The 21276-nt window shown below is 36.3% G+C and carries 15 protein-coding genes and 5 tRNA genes; all 20 read left to right on the forward strand.

The features are described 5' to 3' along the window. Positions 1–364: 364 nt before the first annotated feature. The 20 genes from QWY86_RS06805 to rpoC all read left to right on the forward strand — a co-directional run bounded on the left by QWY86_RS06805 (position 365) and on the right by rpoC (position 21200). Complete coding sequence (locus QWY86_RS06805) at positions 365–3505, forward strand: SusC/RagA family TonB-linked outer membrane protein (RefSeq protein ID WP_290240109.1); 3141 nt, start codon at positions 365–367, stop codon at positions 3503–3505. Between the two features lie 11 nt (positions 3506–3516). Further along, entirely contained in the window at positions 3517–4965 is a 1449-nt protein-coding gene (locus QWY86_RS06810; protein ID WP_290240112.1) for a RagB/SusD family nutrient uptake outer membrane protein, read from the forward strand. 145 nt (positions 4966–5110) lie between these two features. Then, complete coding sequence (rpsU, locus tag QWY86_RS06815; RefSeq protein WP_231462547.1) at positions 5111–5305, forward strand: 30S ribosomal protein S21; 195 nt, start codon at positions 5111–5113, stop codon at positions 5303–5305. A gap of 137 nt (positions 5306–5442) precedes the next feature. Next, positions 5443–6327 (forward strand): phage lytic cycle repressor MrpR family protein, encoded by an 885-nt coding sequence (locus tag QWY86_RS06820; RefSeq protein WP_290240114.1) that lies wholly within the window; start codon positions 5443–5445, stop codon positions 6325–6327. A 14-nt stretch (positions 6328–6341) separates the two neighbouring features. Next, positions 6342–6689 carry a ribosome hibernation-promoting factor, HPF/YfiA family gene (hpf, locus tag QWY86_RS06825; protein ID WP_290240116.1) on the forward strand — a complete coding sequence of 116 codons (348 nt, stop codon included), beginning with the start codon at positions 6342–6344 and terminating at the stop codon, positions 6687–6689. Positions 6690–6918: 229 nt separating this feature from the next. Continuing rightward, a tRNA-Thr gene (locus tag QWY86_RS06830) sits at positions 6919–6991 on the forward strand. An 80-nt stretch (positions 6992–7071) separates the two neighbouring features. After that, a tRNA-Tyr gene (locus QWY86_RS06835) sits at positions 7072–7154 on the forward strand. An 87-nt stretch (positions 7155–7241) separates the two neighbouring features. After that, positions 7242–7314 (forward strand) — tRNA-Gly (locus QWY86_RS06840). A 79-nt stretch (positions 7315–7393) separates the two neighbouring features. Next, a tRNA-Thr gene (locus tag QWY86_RS06845) sits at positions 7394–7465 on the forward strand. Positions 7466–7587: 122 nt separating this feature from the next. Then, positions 7588–8775 (forward strand): elongation factor Tu, encoded by a 1188-nt coding sequence (gene tuf / locus QWY86_RS06850; protein ID WP_290240117.1) that lies wholly within the window; start codon positions 7588–7590, stop codon positions 8773–8775. Between the two features lie 57 nt (positions 8776–8832). Continuing rightward, positions 8833–8906: transfer RNA gene (locus QWY86_RS06855), tRNA-Trp, on the forward strand. Positions 8907–9001: 95 nt separating this feature from the next. After that, positions 9002–9199, forward strand: coding sequence for a preprotein translocase subunit SecE (gene secE / locus QWY86_RS06860; protein ID WP_056092816.1), 198 nt, complete (start codon positions 9002–9004; stop codon positions 9197–9199). 6 nt (positions 9200–9205) lie between these two features. Next, positions 9206–9745 (forward strand): transcription termination/antitermination protein NusG, encoded by a 540-nt coding sequence (gene nusG, locus QWY86_RS06865; RefSeq protein ID WP_231462584.1) that lies wholly within the window; start codon positions 9206–9208, stop codon positions 9743–9745. 304 nt (positions 9746–10049) lie between these two features. Then, the gene (locus QWY86_RS06870) at positions 10050–10550 is read left to right on the forward strand and encodes a hypothetical protein (RefSeq protein WP_290240124.1); all 501 of its coding nucleotides are present in this window, start codon (positions 10050–10052) and stop codon (positions 10548–10550) included. A gap of 198 nt (positions 10551–10748) precedes the next feature. Further along, entirely contained in the window at positions 10749–11192 is a 444-nt protein-coding gene (rplK, locus tag QWY86_RS06875; protein WP_010601094.1) for a 50S ribosomal protein L11, read from the forward strand. Between the two features lie 19 nt (positions 11193–11211). Then, a complete protein-coding gene (rplA, locus tag QWY86_RS06880) occupies positions 11212–11910 on the forward strand; it encodes a 50S ribosomal protein L1 (protein ID WP_290240148.1) in 699 nt (232 codons plus the stop codon). Between the two features lie 2 nt (positions 11911–11912). Further along, positions 11913–12434 (forward strand): 50S ribosomal protein L10, encoded by a 522-nt coding sequence (gene rplJ, locus QWY86_RS06885; protein WP_231462586.1) that lies wholly within the window; start codon positions 11913–11915, stop codon positions 12432–12434. Between the two features lie 63 nt (positions 12435–12497). Then, complete coding sequence (gene rplL / locus QWY86_RS06890; protein WP_231462588.1) at positions 12498–12875, forward strand: 50S ribosomal protein L7/L12; 378 nt, start codon at positions 12498–12500, stop codon at positions 12873–12875. Between the two features lie 157 nt (positions 12876–13032). After that, a complete protein-coding gene (gene rpoB / locus QWY86_RS06895; RefSeq protein WP_290240153.1) occupies positions 13033–16836 on the forward strand; it encodes a DNA-directed RNA polymerase subunit beta in 3804 nt (1267 codons plus the stop codon). A 77-nt stretch (positions 16837–16913) separates the two neighbouring features. Next, entirely contained in the window at positions 16914–21200 is a 4287-nt protein-coding gene (gene rpoC, locus QWY86_RS06900) for a DNA-directed RNA polymerase subunit beta' (protein WP_290240155.1), read from the forward strand. The last annotated feature ends 76 nt before the right edge of the window (positions 21201–21276 follow it).

Below are 21276 nucleotides of genomic sequence, written 5' to 3' on the forward strand. Positions count from 1 at the left end.
TAATTTTTTAATATTTAATGCTTATTTCCGTTTGTTTGTGTTCTTTTTGTTTATTTATTGATAAATATTCATTAAAAAATTAATATTTATTCTTTTGTTTACTATTTTTTTTGTTTTTTTATGGAATCAAAACCTAAAACGAACTAATTTTAACCAGATATCACATTATTTTGTATATTATTTTAAATATTATACATTTTATAGTGGTATTTTTTTATTTATTGTGTTTCTTAATCGTATCCGAAGGGATTAATGTGATGTTTTTTAAGCTTTTTAGGCTTATTGATCGATTATATTAGGGTTGATGTTGTAAAATGAATACAATTTTCTCTAAATAATTAATCAATAACCTAAAATTAAAAGTATGAAAGAAAAACTACTCGTTTTATTCCTTCTCGCCTTCATGAGCTTTTCGGTTCAGGCGCAACAAAAGAAGATTACCGGTAAGGTAACTTCCAATTCAGATGGTCTCCCACTTCCAGGTGTTTCAGTTAGTGTACCCGGTGTTAGGATTGCTGCCCAAACTGGTGCTGATGGTGTGTATTCCATCTCAGTTCCAAATAATACCACTTCCTTAATTTTTCGCTTTGTTGGTTACGAATCTAAAACCGTGAGCGTAAAATCTGGGGTGGTTAATGCCTCTTTAACCGAAGATAATACAACACTAAATGATGTTGTGGTTACAGGTTATGGAACGATGAAAAAAAGAGATTTGGTTGGTTCGGTCACCTCAATACGAGGAGATCAGGTAGCAAATCGACCTGTGCAAAGTTTTGATCAGGCATTAGGTGGTAAGGCTGCAGGTGTGCAGGTATCTATCCCGAATGGGGTCTTAAATAATCCGCCGGTATTACGTATCCGTGGTACAAACTCTATTTCACTTAGTTCATATCCATTAATTGTAATTGATGGTGTGGCTACTTTTACCGGTGATGCAAGCGGAACAAATGCTGCGGGCAATGCTTTGGCGAGTATTAATCCAAATGATATAGAATCAATGGATGTTTTGAAAGATGCTTCTGCCACAGCAATCTATGGTAGTCGTGCGGCAAATGGCGTATTAGTTATTACTACCAAAAAAGGTAAGCCAGGTAAAGCTGTTGTAACCTATGATGGTTGGGCAGGAGTTGCGAATGTGCAGCGCTTGCCGAAAATGATGGACGCTTTTCAGTATACCGACATTAAGAATGAAGGTTTAAGAAATGCGGGTACTTACAATGCTGCAACTCTTGCATACGCATTAACTAATGGTCCGGATGGGCAACCGATTAATACAAATTGGTATGATTATGCTTATCGTCAAGGTGTATCTTACAGTAATTCTTTAAGTGTTTCTGGAGGTTCTGAATCTACCAATTATTACATGTCTTTGAATTACACCAATCAGCAAGGTATAATCGTAAAAAATGATTACAAGAGATTAGGTGCAATTTTTAATGTTGATCATAAAATAAGTAAATCTTTAAGTATTGGTGCTAAACTTCAGTATTCTAATGAGGATAACTTAGCAGTTATCAGTTCTGGTTCTTTATCTGGTCAAGCTTTTTCAACAGCGGGTTTAGGACGTGTTGCTTTGGTAAATGCACCAAACGTTTCGCCATATTTAAATTCTGGTGGTTATAATTTAACAGGAAATAATCTTGGTTTAATGAATAATAAGGTTTCGCAGGTTGGTTTTTACAATCCGGTGGTGCAAATTGATTTAGATCGATCTTATAATTATTTAAATAGAATTCAATCAAACGCATATGCTCAATATAAACCGGTATCATGGATAAGTTTAAGGAGTGTTTTTGGTATTGATTATCTTTTTTCGAATAACGATTCTTTTGCTAACCCCTTTAATGGTGATGGTTACAACGCAAATCCAGCAAATGCAGGTTCTGCAACTTTAAGCTATAGCCAAAATAAGCGTTGGGTATGGACCACAACTGCTCAAGCAGATAAAACCTTTAATGATGTACACTCATTTTCATTATTATTAGGGACGGAACAGCAAAAAACTACTGCACGTTCGTTTGGTGCCACAAGAACAGGTTTGTCTGATCAGGCCTTTAACGATTACACTGCTGGTTATGCTCAGTTTACAAATTCTGGTGGTTACGGAGAAAACTATCTGGTATCGTTTTTTGCCCGTTTAAGCTACGATTTTAAGAAAAAATATATTTTAAACGCTACGATCCGTCAGGATGAGTATTCTGCATTTGGCCCTGATAAAAAAGCGGGTACATTTTATAGTGTAGGTGCCGCTTACGAAATTGCGCAGGAAGATTTCTGGAAAAATGGTGCTATTGGCAAAGTGTTTAGCAGTTTCCGTTTAAGAGGAAGTTATGGTGAAGTAGGTAATTTTAACGGTTTAGATAATTACGCTCCAAACTCTTATTATAGTGCAGGTTTATTCGGTGGTGCGCCTACCCTAAACTTTAGTCAGGCTGGTAACCTAATGATTGGGTGGGAAACCAGTAAAAAGCTTGATGTTGGTATTAATTTCGGTATTTTAAGAGATAGAATTACTTTTGAAACTGCTTATTATAATAATGATATCGATGGTTTAATTTACAATGTTCCGCAAGCACCATCAGCAGGATTGCCTAATTCACCGCAAACCAATATTGGTTCGATGTATAACAGGGGATTTGAATTTACAGTAAATGCGCAAGCTATCAATACAAAAGATTTTAGCTGGTCTCCATCTTTTAACATTACTTACAATAAAAACCTAATAACTTCTCTAACACCAACAATTGATCAATTTACTTCTGCAACATCAACATTAGAAACAGCAAGTATCTCAAAAGTTGGAACATCATTGGGAATGATTTATGTTGCCAGAACAGCTGGCGTAGATCCTGCAACAGGTCGTAGGATTTTTGTTGCTGCCAACGGCAGAAGAATGCTTTACGATCACAGTTCGCCAGTGGCAAGCAGATGGAGGTATGAAGATGGAACAATTGCTCCTGGTATCACCTCGCAAGATCAAAGCATTTACGGAAATTCACAACCAAAATTCTTTGGTGGTTTTACGAACAGTTTCAGGTATAAAAATATAGATATGGGCTTTACCTTAACCTATCAGGCAGGTTTTTATATTTATAATGGAACGCAAGCTTCTATCATGGATCAACGTTTCTGGAATAACTCAGTGGATATATTAAACAGATGGACAACACCAGGGCAAATCACATCGGTACCAAGAGTTGTTGCAGGTGATAATATGTCCAATGGTTCAGCTGTTCCGCTTGATATTAATGTTTACAAAGGCGATTTTATAAAGCTGAGGGATATTTCTCTTGGTTATACACTTCCAAGCAGCTTACTTGCTAAATTGAAAATAACAAGTGCAAGAATTTATGTTAGCGGTCAAAATTTATTAATTCTAACTAAATATAATGGTACCGACCCAGAGGTTTCATCAAATGGTGGAGCAAATGCATCTCAAGGTATCGAACGTAATTCAGTAGCGAATGGTAGAGTATTCACAGCAGGATTAAACTTTAAATTTTAAGAATAATTAACATGAAAAAATCAATTATATATACACTTGCATTAGCTGCTGTTATGGCAACTTCTTGCAGAAAGGAGGGAGATTTAAATCCAGTATCGTTAAATGCTGTGGATTTTAATACCTCCTTCAGTACACCAGATCGTATTAAGGCCCAGGTTTTAGGTATTTATTCAGGATTAAAGGCTGGGGATTTTTATGGTGGCCGATTTATTGTTTATAACGAAGTTAGGGCGGATAATTACATCAACCTTACTACAAATGCGGTAACAGCTTACCAGGTTTGGAATTTTACCACCTCGAATAATGCTCAGGAGGTAACTGGCCTTTGGGGTGCAGCTTATTCAGTGATAAATCGTTGTAATTTATTTATTGATGGAATGACTGCAGGTGGTTCGGCTACTGTTGGTACTGCTTTAGCTGCCAATTACATCGCAGAAGCAAAAATGGTTCGAGCTATTGCATATTACAGTTTGCTGCAGTTATATGCTCGTCCGTATTGGGATGGCAATGGTAGCAAGCCTGGTTTGCCACTTCGCTTAAAAGGAAATTCTGGTGCAGGCGATTTTGATTTAGCAAGAAGTACCGTTGCGCAAGTTTATGCACAAATTATAACAGACTTAAATGATGCTGAAGCTGGATTGCCTTTAACTTATACCACAGCTTATGATAATACAGTTCGCGGGCATAGAAATACCGCAATTGCATTTAAAACCAGAGTTTATTTATCTATGCAACGTTATGCTGATGTGGTTACTGAGGCAAATAAGATTGTTAGTGCAACTGCTCCATTCACTGCAACCACTGGTGTTGCAAATGCGCTTCAAGCAAATGTGGCAAATGTTTACAAAACTCCATATACTACAAGTGAATCTATTTTATCCTCACCAATGGTTGTTGGTGCTGATATTGTTGGTGGTCAAACCGCATTAGGGTCATATTTTCATTCGGTTAGAGAGTATAAATTAAATGATGCAGGTATTGTTGCCGATGCAGGCTGGAAAGCTACCGATGCAAGAAGAACTTTGGTAACTTCCGCCACTGTTGCAAATGTTCCAAGTCAGTTGATGAGTAAATTTACCAGTTCGCCTTACAGCGATTATGTGCCGGTAATTCGCTACGCGGAAGTTTTATTAAGTTTAGGTGAGGCTTTGGCTAGAAGTACTAACAGTGTTGATGCAAGAGCAATTAGTTTGTTGAATGCTGTAAGGCAAAGATCGGATGCAACAACAACTTTTACTGCAGCGAATTTTGCAACTCCGCAAGCATTATTTGATGCTTTCTTAAAAGAGCGTAATATTGAGTTTTTGGGCGAAGGTTTAAGAAGTCCGGATTTGTTAAGATTGGGTTTGGATTTACCAGCTAAAGGAACAGTTTCGTCTGTACCATCAACAGACAGAAGGTATATCTTTCCAATCTCGCAAACAGAACTTTTGTACAACCGATTAATGACAGATAATTAATTTCTTTATAATCAATTTATTGCGGCGGCTGAGGTTAAAAATCTTCGGCCGCCATTTTGTTGTGTTACTTTGCTGAAAAAGTTTTTTCATTTCAGATAAAATCCTTATGTTTGCAATCCCAAATGAGAGGAGGTATTTCAGCGTTATGATCATTATCAACATTAAAGACGGCGAATCATTAGATAAAGCCCTAAAACGTTTCAAGAAGAAATTCGAAAAAACAGGAGTTTTAAGAGAACTACGTAGCCGTCAGGCATACGAGAAAAAATCTGTAGCTCGTCGTACTGAAATTAAACATGCTGTTTATATTCAAAACATGAATCAAGATACAACTATCTAGTTGTTAGCGATATAAGATTTATTATGCCTTCAGGATATTTTCTGAAGGCATTTTTTTTTGTAAAAAAAATCCTTAATAATTTCTTAATATTAAAACAATTAGTAACTTCAAACTAGTGCAGAACTAACATCTACTTTATGTTGCTGAACAGTTTTCTTATTTATTTACAACACGAAAAACGTTATTCGCAACATACCGTTACAGGATATAAAACAGATCTTGAAAGTTTTGAAAATTACATCAAAACAACTTATGAAATTGATGTTTTAGAAGTTAAGCCTACCCACATACGTAGCTTCATGGTTTTTCTGATGGATAATAGTTCCTCAGCAACAACCATCAACCGTAAAATATCTGCTTTGCGTAGTTTTTATAAATTCTTGCTTCGCGAAGAAAAGATAACAAGAAACCCAATACAAATAATCAGGGCACCAAAAATGCCGAAGCGCTTGCCCGTTTTTATAGAAACTGAAAAGATAAATCAACTTTTAGATAAGGATGGGGTTTTTGATGAAAGCTTCGCCTCTGTAAGGGACAATTTAGTAATAGAATTGCTTTTCGGAGCTGGCATGCGTTTATCTGAATTAGTTCAATTAAAAGAAACTGATGTAGATTTTTACGCCGAAACCTTAAGAGTTTTAGGGAAAAGAAACAAAGAGCGAATTATACCAATAAATAAACAGCTTATAAATCAATTAAATAAGTATTTGCAGTTAAAAAAGTTGCAAAACTTTAATAACATTTTGTTTAACTTAATCGTTACCAATACGGGCACTGCGGCTTATCCAAAATTAATATACCGTATTGTTAGTTCTTACTTAAAGCTGGTATCTACAAGTAATAAAAAAAGTCCGCATGTGTTGCGCCATAGTTATGCTACAAGTTTGCTTAACGCCGGAGCTGATTTGAATGCTATAAAGGAGCTTTTAGGCCATGCAAGTTTGGCTGCCACGCAGGTTTACACACACAACTCAATCGAAAGATTAAAAACAATTTATAAACAAGCCCATCCAAAGGCATAAAAAAAGGAGGAAAAATGAAAATCGGAGTTCAATCAATCCACTTCAGTGCAGACAGTAAGTTGTTAGATTTTATACAGAAAAAGGCCAATAAGCTCGATCAGTTTTTCGATCAGATTATTAGTGGTGAAGTGTATTTAAAATTAGAGAATGTAGAGGACGAAGCCAATAAAATAAGCGAGATAAAGCTAATTGTGCCGGGTGGAACTTTATTCGCTAAAGAACAATGTAAATCATTTGAGGAAGCCACAGACTTGGCGATTGAATCGTTAAGAAAGCAAATAACTAAACATAAAGAGAAAACGAGGAAAAAAAATAGTGAGCTTAAAAATGTTTTAATAGAGGGCGAAATATCTGATTATTAAGCAACTATTTTGCTGAAAAATATAATATGAAATGGCAGGCTTAAAAGCCTGCCATTTTTTTTTAAAATTTATTTTGAAGTGAAATATAAGTGTGTATATTTGCATTCCATTTCGGAGAGGGGGTTACCCCAAAAAGAAATGGTTAGTTCTTTAAAAAGATAAAATTTTAAAAAATACGTTGGTGATGTGAAAAATGAAGATTTTTCGTATCATTGCAAAAAAATTAAAAGCCTCCTTAGCTCAGCTGGTAGAGCAACTGACTTGTAATCAGTAGGTCATTGGTTCGATTCCGATAGGAGGCTCTTTTTTATTTTAGAATGAAGATTTTAGATTGACGATTGCAAGATCTACGTTTTTAATCGAAAGCTATAAATAAAAAGATGGGGAGATTCCAGAGCGGCCAAATGGGACAGACTGTAACTCTGTTATCGCAAGATTTCGAAGGTTCGAATCCTTCTCTCCCCACAATTTAATAATTGACTGAGATGATTTAAAAATGAGTGAATGCAAACATTCTATCATTCAAAATTTAATCATTCTAACATTAAAAAAGCGGAAGTAGCTCAGTTGGTAGAGCGATAGCCTTCCAAGCTATAGGTCGCGAGTTCGAACCTCGTCTTCCGCTCTTGGAAGTTCATTAGCAAATTGGTTCATTAGAATATAGATGAATTGATATTAATTGAACTAGTGAGCTTTTAAAATAAGCCGACTTAGCTCAGCGGTAGAGCACTTCCTTGGTAAGGAAGAGGTCGTGGGTTCAATTCCCATAGTTGGCTCAAGTAAATAGCTTTGTTAAATCTGTTAATTAATACAGAAGAGGCAAGGTTTTTTGTGTTGCATTGCAAAAACAATAAATAAAATTAATAAAAAGTTAACCTACTAATTAGTTATAAATAAAATGGCAAAAGAAAAATTTGACCGCAGTAAACCGCACTTAAACATCGGTACAATCGGTCACGTCGATCACGGTAAAACAACTTTAACAGCAGCTATTACAAAATGTTTAGCTGATGCAGGTTTATCTGAGGCACGTTCATTCGAATCTATTGACTCTGCTCCAGAGGAAAAAGAAAGAGGTATTACAATCAATACAGCTCACGTTGAGTATTCAACAGCTAACCGTCACTATGCACACGTTGACTGTCCAGGTCACGCGGATTATGTGAAGAACATGGTAACTGGTGCTGCTCAAATGGACGGTGCAATTATCGTTGTTGCTGCTACTGATGGTCCAATGCCACAAACTAGAGAGCACATCTTATTGGCTCGTCAGGTAGGTGTACCTTCATTAGTTGTATTCATGAACAAAGTGGATATGGTTGATGATCCTGAATTATTAGAATTAGTTGAAATGGAAGTTCGTGAATTATTATCATTCTATGAATTCCCAGGTGATGATATTCCAGTAATCCAAGGTTCTGCATTAGGTGGATTAAACGGTGATGCTAAATGGGTTGGTAAAATCATGGAATTAATGGAAGCTGTAGATAACTACATTCCAATCCCTCCACGTTTAACTGACTTACCTTTCTTAATGCCTGTTGAAGATGTATTCTCAATCACTGGTCGTGGTACTGTTGCTACAGGTCGTATTGAGCGTGGTGTAATCAACTCAGGTGATCCAGTTGAAATCTTAGGTATGGGTGCTGAGAACTTAAAATCTACAGTAACTGGTGTTGAGATGTTCCGTAAAATTTTAGATTACGGTGAAGCTGGTGATAACGTAGGTTTATTATTACGTGGTATTGAGAAAACTGATATCCGTCGTGGTATGGTAATCTGTAAACCAGGTTCAGTAACTCCTCACACAGATTTCAAAGGTGAAATCTATGTATTATCAAAAGCAGAAGGTGGTCGTCACACTCCATTCTTCAACAAATATCGTCCTCAATTCTATTTCCGTACTACAGACGTAACTGGTGAAATTTCATTAGCTGAAGGTACTGAGATGGTAATGCCAGGTGATAACGTTACAATCACAGTTAAATTAATCAACGCGATTGCAATGGAAAAAGGTCTACGTTTCGCTATCCGTGAAGGTGGTAGAACAGTAGGTGCTGGTCAGGTAACTGAAATCTTAGCTTAATTTTTAAGCTATCATAATACAAAAAGAGCTAGTTTATGCTAGCTCTTTTTTATACACACGGGAATAGTTCAACGGTAGAATAGAGGTCTCCAAAACCTTTGATCAGGGTTCGAATCCTTGTTCCCGTGCCAAAAATATAATGATTGAATTAGTGAATGTTTTAATGATTGAGTGTTTTAACATTCTCTCACTCACTAACTCAATCATTTAATCATTAAAAAGAAATATGGCTAAAGTAGTTCAGTTTATAAAAGAATCGTACGATGAAATGACCCAAAAGGTAACTTGGCCTACATGGGGAGAACTTCAAAATTCGGCAGTTCTTGTTTTAGTAGCCTCTTTAATTATTGCATTAATTATTTTTGCAATGGATAAAGGTTCTGTTTTTGTGTTAGATACTTTTTACAAATCACTTTCTAATTAATCTATAATGAGCGAATTAAAGTGGTATGTTGTAAGAGCGGTAAGCGGTAAAGAGAAAAAAGTAAAACAGTACATTGATGCTGAGATTAGCCGTTTAGGATTTTCTCATTTGGTTCCACAGGTTTTAATCCCTATGGAAAAATATTACCAAATGAAAGATGGTAAGAAAATTGCCAAAGAGCGTAACTTTTATCCTGGCTATGTTTTAATCGAAGCAACTTTAGATGGAGAGTTAGAACATATCATTAAAGGCATTAATAGCGTTATTGGTTTCTTAGGTGATAAAGCTGGTAATCCAATTCCAATGCGCCAGGCAGAAGTTAACCGTATTTTAGGTGTGGTTGATGAAATGAGCGAACAAGGTGAGACTATGAATGTTCCTTATTATGTTGGTGAGAACATCAAAGTTATGGATGGTCCTTTCAACGGTTTCTCTGGTGTTATCGAAGAAGTTAACGAAGAGAAGAAAAAATTAAAAGTTATGGTTAAGATTTTCGGTCGTAAAACGCCGCTTGAACTTAACTATATGCAAGTAGAAAAAGAGTAATCGAATTTACGATTGTAGATTTACGAATTACGATTTTTAGAATATTTAAAAGCTTTCCTCAAAAGGGAAAGCTTTTTTTTATATCTTAATTTTATATCTTAATAATTCCTAAAAGCTATATTCGTATACCTTTAACAATAAAAAATAGGCGTAAAAAGATCAATTATAGTTGATCTTCTAAACGCACACGCGACACGCGTGCGGCAGCAAGGGGAACGTTTAGTGATTCAAAACCTAATGAATAGGCACAGGAAAACTACATCAGCAAACTTGGAACATGGTACATATTGTAATTAAGAAAAAAATGAAAATAATATTTTTTGGAATGTGTTTTATTCTGACTTCTGTGAGTATATCTTTTTCTCAAATATCCATCGAAAATAATTCAAAAAAAATTCAGGATGTGAGAATTTTAGCTCTAAAAAAACTAAGTAAATATATTAAGAATGATATACTATTTAGTAAACAGAAAAATACTGCATTTCTGCTCACTTTAGGTCTTTCCATTGATTCCGGTGGGAATATTGATGATGTTTTGTTTTCGGCTACTGAACCGAAAGTAGTAATTAAAAGTGTTCAGTTAACTAAAGATTTTAAGGAAATACCTTTTAAAAAATTTGATTATAAAAATCAAATATTGATTCTCCCAATACTTTTTATACGTCCAGAAGATGATAAGATTTCTAATTTGAAAGAATTTTTAAATAATTTTTCTTCATTATGGCCTGTAATTGAACCAAATAATACCCGGAAGATTCTATTACTGGAACCTTTAATCAATAATTTTTTTGATCCTATCGATTAGATGTTCTTGTTTATTGCCCATTAGAAGCCAAACTATAACTTCCGGATTTTAAAAATATATTTTTGCTAATGTGTTGTAGGACTGCAAGATTATTCATATCTTTGCAGTCCTTTTGGTTTTATAGGAATTGAAAGGGAAAATAAATGTTACATGCTTCCAATATTTAACATTGAGTTTTAAATAAACAAAAAACACAAAATGGCAAAAGAAGTCAGTGCAATGATCAAATTACAGATCAAAGGCGGAGCGGCAAATCCATCGCCACCAGTAGGACCTGCATTAGGTGCTAAAGGTGTTAACATTATGGAGTTTTGCAAACAGTACAACGCTCGTACCCAAGATAAAGCAGGTAAAGTATTGCCAGTTGTAATTACTGTTTATGCTGATAAGTCATTCGATTTCATCATCAAAACCCCTCCGGTAGCTATCCAATTAAAAGATGCTACTAAATTACAGAGTGGTTCTGCTGAGCCTAACCGTAAAAAAGTTGGGTCGGTGACCTGGGACCAGATTAAAGTTATTGCTGAGGATAAAATGCCTGATTTAAATGCATTTACAATCGAATCTGCAATGAGTATGGTTGCTGGAACAGCACGCAGTATGGGAATCACCGTTTCTGGTGACGCACCCTGGAACAATTAATTAAAAAAAGTTTACAACAGTGGCGAAATTAACTAAAAATCAAAAAAAGGCACATGCTAAAATAGAAGCTGGTAAAGCTTATACTTTGAAGGATGCTGCTGCTTTGGTAAAAGAAATCACTACAACTAAATTTGATGCATCAGTAGATATTGATGTTTCTTTAGGTGTAGACCCGCGTAAAGCCAATCAAATGGTACGTGGTATTGCTACTTTACCACACGGAACAGGTAAAACTGTACGTGTTTTAGCTTTAGTAACTCCTGATAAGGAAGAAGAAGCGAAAGCAGCTGGCGCAGACTTCGTTGGTTTAGACGAGTATGTTGCTAAAATTGAAGGTGGTTGGACCGATGTAGACATTATTATCACAACACCGGCTTGTATGGCTAAGGTAGGTAAGTTAGGACGTGTTTTAGGACCGCGTAACTTAATGCCAAATCCAAAATCTGGTACAGTAACTAACGAAGTTGGTAAAGCTGTAACTGAGGTTAAAGCAGGTAAGATTGATTTTAAAGTTGACAAAACGGGTATCATACACGCCTCAATAGGAAAAGTATCATTCCCAGCAGATAAAATTTATGAAAATGCATTGGAGATTATCTCTGTTATTTCTAAATTAAAACCATCTGCTGCAAAAGGAACTTATTTTAAAAGCATTCACGTGTCTTCTACAATGAGTCCTGGGATTGCAATTGAAACTAAATCAGTAGCGGGGATCTAATCATGAACAGAGAAGAAAAAAACGAAGTAGTTTTAGAACTACAAGGACAAATGCAAGAGTTTGGCAATTTTTATATTGCTGATACTTCTAGCCTTTCTGTTGAGCAGATCAATAACATCCGCCGCAAATGTTTTGAAGGTGATATCGTAATGAAGGTTGCTAAAAACTCTTTAATTCGCAAAGCGATTGAAGGTTTAGACGGCGATGCTTCTGAGATATACGAAGCCCTTAAAGGTTCATCATCATTATTATTCTCAAAAACAGCTAATGCTCCGGCTAAGTTGATTAAAACTTTGAGAAAAACATCTGATAAGCCTGTACTTAAAGCGGCATACATAGATTCATCAGTTTACGTTGGCGATGACCAATTGAATAACCTAGTAAGCTTAAAATCAAGAGAAGAGCTTATTGGCGATATCATTGGATTATTACAATCACCAGCTAAAAATGTTGTTTCTGCGCTTAAATCAAGTGGAGGCAAAATTGCAGGAATTGTTAAAACTCTTCAAGAAAGAGAAGGTTAACGAACACCTTAAGTTCGCAATTAAATAAAATTATTTTACGTAAATTTTTAAAATCTTAATAAAATGGCAGATTTAAAATCGTTTGCTGAGCAATTAGTAAACTTAACAGTTAAAGAAGTTAACGAATTAGCTCAAATCTTAAAAGACGAGTATGGTATTGAGCCTGCAGCTGCTGCTGTAGTTGCTGGTCCTGCTGCTGGTGGTGATGCACCTGCTGCTGCTGCAGAAAAAACATCTTTTGATGTTATCTTAAAAGAAGCTGGTGGTCAGAAATTAGCAGTTGTAAAACTTGTTAAAGACTTAACTGGTTTAGGTTTGAAAGAAGCTAAAGACTTAGTTGATGGTGCACCAAAAGAATTAAAAGCTGGTGTTGCTAAAGACGAAGCAGAAGCTCTTAAAAAACAATTAGAAGAGGCTGGAGCAGTAGTTGAAATTAAGTAATCACTTAATTTAGCTAAGCTAAAAATGTATTAGACACCGACTGAAAATGTTGGTGTCTTTACCTGTTTATAAACATCTCATTTTGCTTGGTTAATGAGAATGTTTCAAACCCGAACCAAACAAATAGTTTATTCTTAAACTAAAATCTTTTAGTCCATTGGCAAAGACAGTCGAACAAAGAGTAAATTTTGCAACTAGTAAGCACATTATAGACTATCCGGATTTTCTGGATGTGCAATTGCAATCATTCAGAGAATTTTTCCAGATAGATACAACATCAGACGATCGCTCTAGCGAAGGTTTGTTTAAAGTGTTTGCTGAAAACTTTCCAATAACAGATTCAAGAAATATCTTCGTATTAGAGTTTCTTGATTATTTTGTTGATCCGCCACGTTACGATATACACGAGTGTATTGAGCGTGGGTTAACCTACAATGTTCCATTAAAAGCAAAGCTGAAGCTTTCTTGTAACGATGTTGAACATGAAGATTTTGAAACCATTATTCAGGATGTGTACTTAGGTACTATCCCGTATATGACACCAAAAGGTACATTTGTTATCAACGGTGCAGAACGTGTTATCGTTTCGCAATTACACCGTTCTCCAGGTGTGTTCTTCGGCCAAAGCCGTCACACTAACGGAACCAAATTGTATTCTGCCCGTGTTATACCTTTCAAAGGTTCATGGATTGAGTTTGCTACAGACGTTAATAACGTGATGTATGCTTACATCGATCGTAAGAAAAAATTCCCGGTTACCACTTTATTACGTGCTATTGGTTACGATTCTGATAAAGACATTCTTGAATTATTTGATCTTGCTGACGAAGTAAAAGTTAGTAAATCAGGTTTAAAGAAATACATCGGCCGTAAACTTGCAGCAAGAGTTTTAAAGAAATGGGTTGAAGATTTTGTAGATGAAGATACAGGTGAGGTAGTTTCTATCGACCGTAATGAAGTGATTCTTGAAAGAGAAACCGTTTTAGAAGACGAACACATTGATATGGTTATCGAAGCTGGTGTTAAAACTATCATTCTTTCTAAAGAAGATGGTGCTAGCCAGGCCGATTATACCATTATTTATAATACATTACAAAAAGATACATCAAACTCAGAAAAAGAGGCTGTTGAAAACATCTATCGTGCTTTGCGTAACGCAGAACCACCTGATGAGGAAACTGCCCGTGGCATTATTGATCGTTTATTCTTCTCAGATAAACGTTACGATTTAGGAGATGTTGGTCGTTACCGCATCAACCGTAAATTGAAAATGGATACCCCGGATGATGTTAAAGTTTTAACTAAAGCAGATATTATTGCTATTGTTAAATACTTAATAAAATTAATTAACTCTAAAGAAGAGGTGGATGATATTGACCACTTATCAAACCGTCGTGTACGTACGGTAGGTGAACAATTATACGCACAATTCGGTGTTGGTTTAGCCCGTATGGCTAGAACAATCCGTGAGCGTATGAACATTCGCGATAACGAGGTGTTTACACCAACTGATTTGATTAACGCCCGTACGTTATCATCAGTAATTAACTCTTTCTTTGGTACCAATCAGTTATCTCAGTTTATGGATCAAACCAATCCATTAGCAGAGATTACACACAAACGCCGTTTATCAGCTTTAGGTCCGGGTGGTTTATCTCGTGAGCGTGCTGGTTTCGAGGTACGTGACGTTCACTACACGCACTACGGTCGTTTATGTACAATTGAAACTCCAGAGGGACCAAATATTGGTTTGATTTCATCACTTTGTGTGCATGCAAAAATCAATAATTTAGGTTTCATTGAAACACCATACAAACGTGTTGAAGATGGTAAAGTAGTTGTTGATTCCGATGTTATTTATTTATCAGCAGAAGATGAGGATGGTAAAACCATCGCTCAGGCTAATGCAGAATATGATGATAAGGGTGTTTTCGTAACTCCACGTGTTAAAGCACGTTATGAAGGTGACTTCCCGATTATTGAGCCTGAGAAATTAGACTTGATGGATGTTGCACCAAACCAGATCACTTCAATTGCTGCTTCGTTAATTCCGTTCTTGGAACATGATGATGCGAACAGGGCTTTGATGGGTTCAAACATGCAACGCCAGGCCGTACCATTGTTACGTCCTGAAGCGCCAATTGTTGGTACAGGTTTAGAAGGTCGCGTTGCTCGTGACTCAAGAACACTTATCAATGCAGAAGGTAATGGAGTTGTAGAATATGTTGATGCAAACGAAATCACAATCAAATACGAACGTAACGAAGATGATCGTTTAGTTTCTTTTGAAGGTGATAGCAAAACTTACCGTTTAACTAAATTCAAAAAAACCAACCAAAATACTTGTATCAACTTAAAACCTATTGTTAAAAAAGGTCAGAAAGTTACTAAAGGTCAGGTGCTTTGTGAAGGTTATGCAACTCAAGATGGTGAATTAGCATTAGGTAGAAACTTGAAAGTGGCTTTCATGCCTTGGCAAGGTTTCAACTTTGAGGATGCGATTGTTATTAACGAGCGCATTGTTCGTGATGATGTTTTCACTTCATTGCATATTGAAGAATTTGAGTTAGAAGTTCGTGATACAAAACGTGGTGAAGAGGAGTTAACTCCAGATATTCCGAACGTTTCTGAAGAAGCGACTAAAGACTTAGATGAAAATGGTATTATCCGTATCGGTGCTGATGTAAAAGAAGGTGATATTTTAATTGGTAAGATTACACCAAAAGGTGAGTCTGACCCATCACCTGAAGAAAAATTATTACGTGCAATTTTTGGTGATAAGGCTGGTGATGTTAAAGACGCGTCTTTAAAAACTCCTCCTTCAATCCAAGGTGTAGTAATTGATACTAAGTTATTCAGCCGTGCTAAGAAAACTACAAAAGCTGAGGAAAAATCGGCGATTGAGAAATTAGACAAAGGATATAACAACATTACTGAGAAATTAAAAGCAGAATTAGTTGATAAATTATTCACAATTGTAAATGGCAAAACATCGCAAGGTGTATTCAATATCTACAAAGAATTATTAGTTGCTAAAGGTGCTAAGTTTACTCAGAAAATTTTAGCAGAGCTTGATTATAATCACATCAATCCAAACAAATGGACTACTGATGATGACAAGAACGAGCTAATTAAAATGTTGCTTCATAATTACGGTATCCGTGTTAACGAAGAACTTGGAGCTTACAAACGCGATAAATTTGCGATTAGCGTAGGTGATGAACTTCCATCGGGTATTGTACAAATGGCAAAAGTTTATGTTGCTAAAAAACGTAAATTAAAAGTAGGTGATAAAATGGCTGGTCGCCACGGTAATAAGGGTATTGTTGCACGTATTGTACGTGATGAAGACATGCCTTTCTTGGCCGATGGTAGCCCGGTTGACATCGTGTTGAACCCACTAGGTGTACCTTCACGTATGAACCTTGGTCAAATCTACGAAACCGTATTAGCATGGGCTGGTAAAGAGTTGGGTGTGAAATTCGCTACTCCAATTTTTGATGGAGCTACGCATGATGAGGTTGAAGAGTGGATTGCTAAAGCTAATGTTCCTGCTTCAGGAAAAACATACTTATACAATGGTTTAACTGGTGAGCGTTTCGATCAGACTACAACTGTAGGTATTATCTATATGTTGAAATTAGGTCACATGGTTGATGATAAGATGCACGCCCGTTCAATCGGACCATACTCATTAATTACACAACAACCATTGGGTGGTAAAGCTCAATTCGGTGGTCAGCGTTTTGGTGAGATGGAGGTTTGGGCATTAGAAGCATTCGGTGCTGCTAATATTCTTCAAGAGATATTAACCGTTAAATCGGATGATGTTATCGGAAGAGCTAAAACTTACGAAGCCATTGTTAAAGGTGAAAACCTACCAACTCCAGGTGTACCAGAATCGTTTAACGTATTGGTACATGAGTTACGCGGTTTAGGTTTAGATATTACGTTAGACTAAAAGTTATAGGTGATACGTGGTAAGTTATAAGTTAACTTATCACGTAAAACTTAAAACTTAAAACTTAAGAAAGAGATATGTCTTACAAAAAGGATAATAAATTAAAAAGCAATTTCACATCAATCACGATTAGCTTATCGTCTCCGGAAATTATTTTGGAACGCTCTAGCGGTGAGGTGTTGAAACCGGAAACGATTAACTATCGTACTTACAAACCTGAGCGTGATGGTTTGTTTTGCGAGCGTATTTTTGGTCCGGTAAAAGATTACGAATGTCATTGCGGTAAATACAAACGTATCCGTTATAAGGGAATCGTTTGTGATCGTTGTGGTGTTGAAGTAACAGAAAAGAAAGTACGTAGAGAACGCATGGGTCACATCGCTTTGGTGGTTCCTGTTGCGCATATCTGGTATTTCCGTTCGTTACCGAACAAAATCGGTTATTTATTAGGTTTACCTACTAAAAAACTAGATCTAATTATCTATTACGAGCGTTACGTGGTTATTCAATCAGGCTTAATGGCTGAAGAAGGTATCAACTATATGGACTTCTTAACAGAGGAAGAATATTTAGATATCTTAGATAAATTACCTAAAGAGAACCAATATCTTGATGATAAAGATCCTAATAAATTCATCGCCAAAATGGGTGCTGAAGCATTAGAAGATTTATTGAAACGTATTGATTTAGATACTTTATCTTATGATTTACGTCACCAGGCTGCTAACGAAACTTCTCAACAACGTAAAAATGAGGCTTTAAAACGTCTTCAGGTTGTTGAAGCTTTCCGTGGTGCTAATACACGTATTGAGAATCGCCCAGAGTGGATGATTGTTAAAATCGTTCCGGTTATTCCACCAGAATTACGTCCTTTAGTTCCATTAGAAGGAGGTCGTTTCGCTACTTCAGATTTAAATGATTTATACCGTCGTGTAATTATCCGTAATAACCGTTTAAAACGTTTAATTGAGATTAAAGCACCAGAAGTTATTTTACGTAACGAGAAACGTATGTTACAGGAAGCTGTAGATTCGTTATTCGATAACTCACGTAAAGTTAACGCGGTAAAAACTGAAGGTAACCGTGCCCTAAAATCTCTTTCAGATATTTTGAAAGGTAAACAAGGTCGTTTCCGTCAGAACTTATTAGGTAAACGTGTGGATTATTCAGCTCGTTCTGTAATTGTTGTAGGCCCAAGCCTTAAATTACACGAGTGTGGATTACCAAAAGATATGGCAGCTGAACTTTACAAACCATTCATTATTCGCAAGATGATTGAAAGAGGTGTTGTAAAAACAGTTAAATCAGCGAAGAAAATTGTTGATAGAAAAGATCCATTAGTTTGGGATATCTTAGAAAATGTACTGAAAGGACATCCGGTATTATTAAACCGTGCACCTACATTACACCGTTTAGGTATTCAGGCTTTCCAACCTAAATTGGTTGAAGGTAAAGCTATCCAGTTACACCCATTAGTTTGTACTGCATTCAACGCCGATTTCGATGGTGACCAGATGGCTGTGCACTTACCTTTAGGTAATGCAGCAATTTTGGAAGCCCAAGTATTAATGTTGGCAGCACACAATATCTTAAACCCTGCAAATGGTACGCCAATTACGGTTCCATCTCAGGATATGGTTTTGGGTCTTTATTACATTACTAAAGGCCGTAGAACTGATGAAACTAGAGTTGTAAAAGGACAAGATTCAAATTTCTATTCTCCAGAGGAGGTTATCATTGCTTATAACGAAAAGGAATTAGACTTACATGCTTTCATCAAAGTGAGGGTTAATGTTAAGCAAAATGACGGTTCTATCGTTAACAAGTTAACTGAAACTACTGTTGGTAGAGTATTATTTAACCAATTAGTTCCTGCAGAGGTTGGTTATATCAATGAGTTATTAACTAAAAAATCGCTAAGAGATATTATCGGTGAAGTAGTTAAAATGACTGGTATGGCTCGTGCTTCTCAATTCTTGGATGATATCAAAGAATTAGGATTTAGAATGGCTTTCCAAGGAGGTTTATCGTTCAACTTACAAGACGTAAATATCCCTGTAGAGAAACATACTTTATTAGAGCAAGCGGCTAACGAAGTTGAAGAAGTAAGAAACAACTATAACATGGGTTTCATTACAAACAACGAACGTTACAACCAAATTATCGATATCTGGACTCGTATCAACAACAGATTGACTACCTTTGTAATGAACCAATTATCTAGCGATAACCAAGGTTTTAACTCGGTGTATATGATGCTTGATTCGGGTGCACGTGGTTCTAAAGAGCAGATTCGTCAGCTTTGCGGTATGCGTGGTTTGATGGCGAAACCTCAAAAATCTGGTTCTGGTGGTGATATTATTGAAAACCCAATCTTATCAAACTTTAAAGAAGGTTTATCGGTATTAGAGTATTTCATCTCTACTCACGGTGCTCGTAAAGGTTTGGCGGATACGGCATTAAAAACAGCTGATGCTGGTTACTTAACCCGTCGTTTACATGATGTTGCACAAGATATGATTGTTAATGATGTGGATTGTGGTACTTTAAGAGGTATGTACACAACTGCATTAAAAGATAATGAAGATATTGTTGAGCCATTATACGAAAGAATTTTAGGTCGTACTTCATTACATGATGTTTATAATCCACTGGATAACACATTATTAGTAGGTGCGGGCGAAGATATTAACGAAGACGTTGCAAAAGCGATTGAAGAGTCTCCGTTAGAAGGTATCGAAATTCGTTCGGTATTAACTTGCGAAGCTAAGCGTGGTGTTTGTGCATTATGTTACGGACGTAACTTAGCTTCTGGTAAACGCGTTCAAAGAGGTGAGGCTGTTGGTGTAATTGCTGCACAGTCAATCGGTGAGCCGGGTACACAGTTAACACTTCGTACTTTCCACGTGGGTGGTACTGCATCAAATATTGCTGCAGAATCAAACATCGTAGCTAAATTTGATGGTGTTATCGAATTTGAAAACATCCGTACAGTTGATACTCAAACAGAAGATGGTAAAGTACAAGTTGTATTAGGCCGTTCTGGTGAGTTCAGAATTGTTGAGCCAGGAAGCGGAAGAGTTATTGTTACAAATAACATCCCTTACGGTGCATTCTTATTCGTTAAAGAAGGCGATAAACTTTCAAAAGGAGATAAAATTTGTTCTTGGGATCCGTATAACGCGGTTATCATCTCTGAATTTGCAGGTAAAGCGCAATTCGATGCAATTATCGAAGGTGTAACTTTCCGCGAAGAATCAGATGAGCAAACTGGTCACCGTGAAAAAGTAATTATTGATACACGTGATAAAACTAAAAACCCCTCTGTTCAAATTGTTGATAAGAAAGGTGAATTTATCAAAGGATATAACATTCCAGTAGGTGCTCACGTTTCAGTTGATGAAGGTGAAGCTATCCAAACTGGTCAGATTATCGCTAAAATTCCACGTGCAACTGGTAAAACCCGAGATATTACGGGTGGTTTACCTCGTGTAACTGAGTTATTCGAGGCTCGTAACCCATCTAATCCGGCAGTTGTAACTGAAATTGATGGTGTTGTAACTTTAGGTGGTGTTAAACGTGGTAATCGTGAAATTACTATCGAATCTAAAGATGGTGAAGTAAAAAAATACCTTGTTCCATTGTCTAAACACATCCTTGTACAGGATAACGACTTTGTGAAAGCTGGTATGCCTTTATCAGATGGTTCAATTTCTCCTGCGGATATCTTATCAATTAAAGGTCCTGCAGCGGTTCAAGAATACTTAGTAAATGGTATTCAAGAGGTTTACCGTTTGCAAGGTGTGAAAATTAACGATAAGCATTTCGAGGTAATTGTTCACCAAATGATGCAAAAAGTTCACATTGAGGATCCGGGAGATACTATTTTCTTAGAGAACAATGCTGTTGATCGTTGGGATTTTGCTGATGAAAACGACGCAATGTACGATAAGAAAGTTGTTGAAGATGCAGGTGATTCAAATGATTTCAAACCAGGTCAAATCGTTTCATTACGTAGATTAAGAGATGAAAATTCTCAATTGAAACGTAAAGATTTGAAACAGATTACCGTTAGAGATGCAAGACCAGCAACTGCAAGTTCTATCTTACAAGGTATTACTCGTGCATCGTTAGGTACTAAATCGTTCATTTCTGCGGCTTCGTTCCAGGAAACTACGAAAGTATTAAATGAAGCGGCAATTGCAGGTAAACGCGATAATATGTTAGGCTTGAAAGAAAACGTAATCGTTGGTCACTTAATTCCTTCAGGAACTGGTGTTCGTGGTTACGAAAGAATCATCGTTGGTTCTCAAGAAGAATACGATAAATTATTAGCTTCGAAACAAGAAGAAGTAGAAGCATAGAAATATCATATCATTTTAAGAAGGGTTGTTTCGAATAGAAACAGCCCTTTTTTTGTACGCAATAATTTTAATGCTA

Origin of the sequence: Pedobacter aquatilis (assembly GCF_030409415.1) — a bacterium.
In the GTDB taxonomy this organism is placed as follows: Bacteria; Bacteroidota; Bacteroidia; order Sphingobacteriales; family Sphingobacteriaceae; genus Pedobacter; species Pedobacter aquatilis.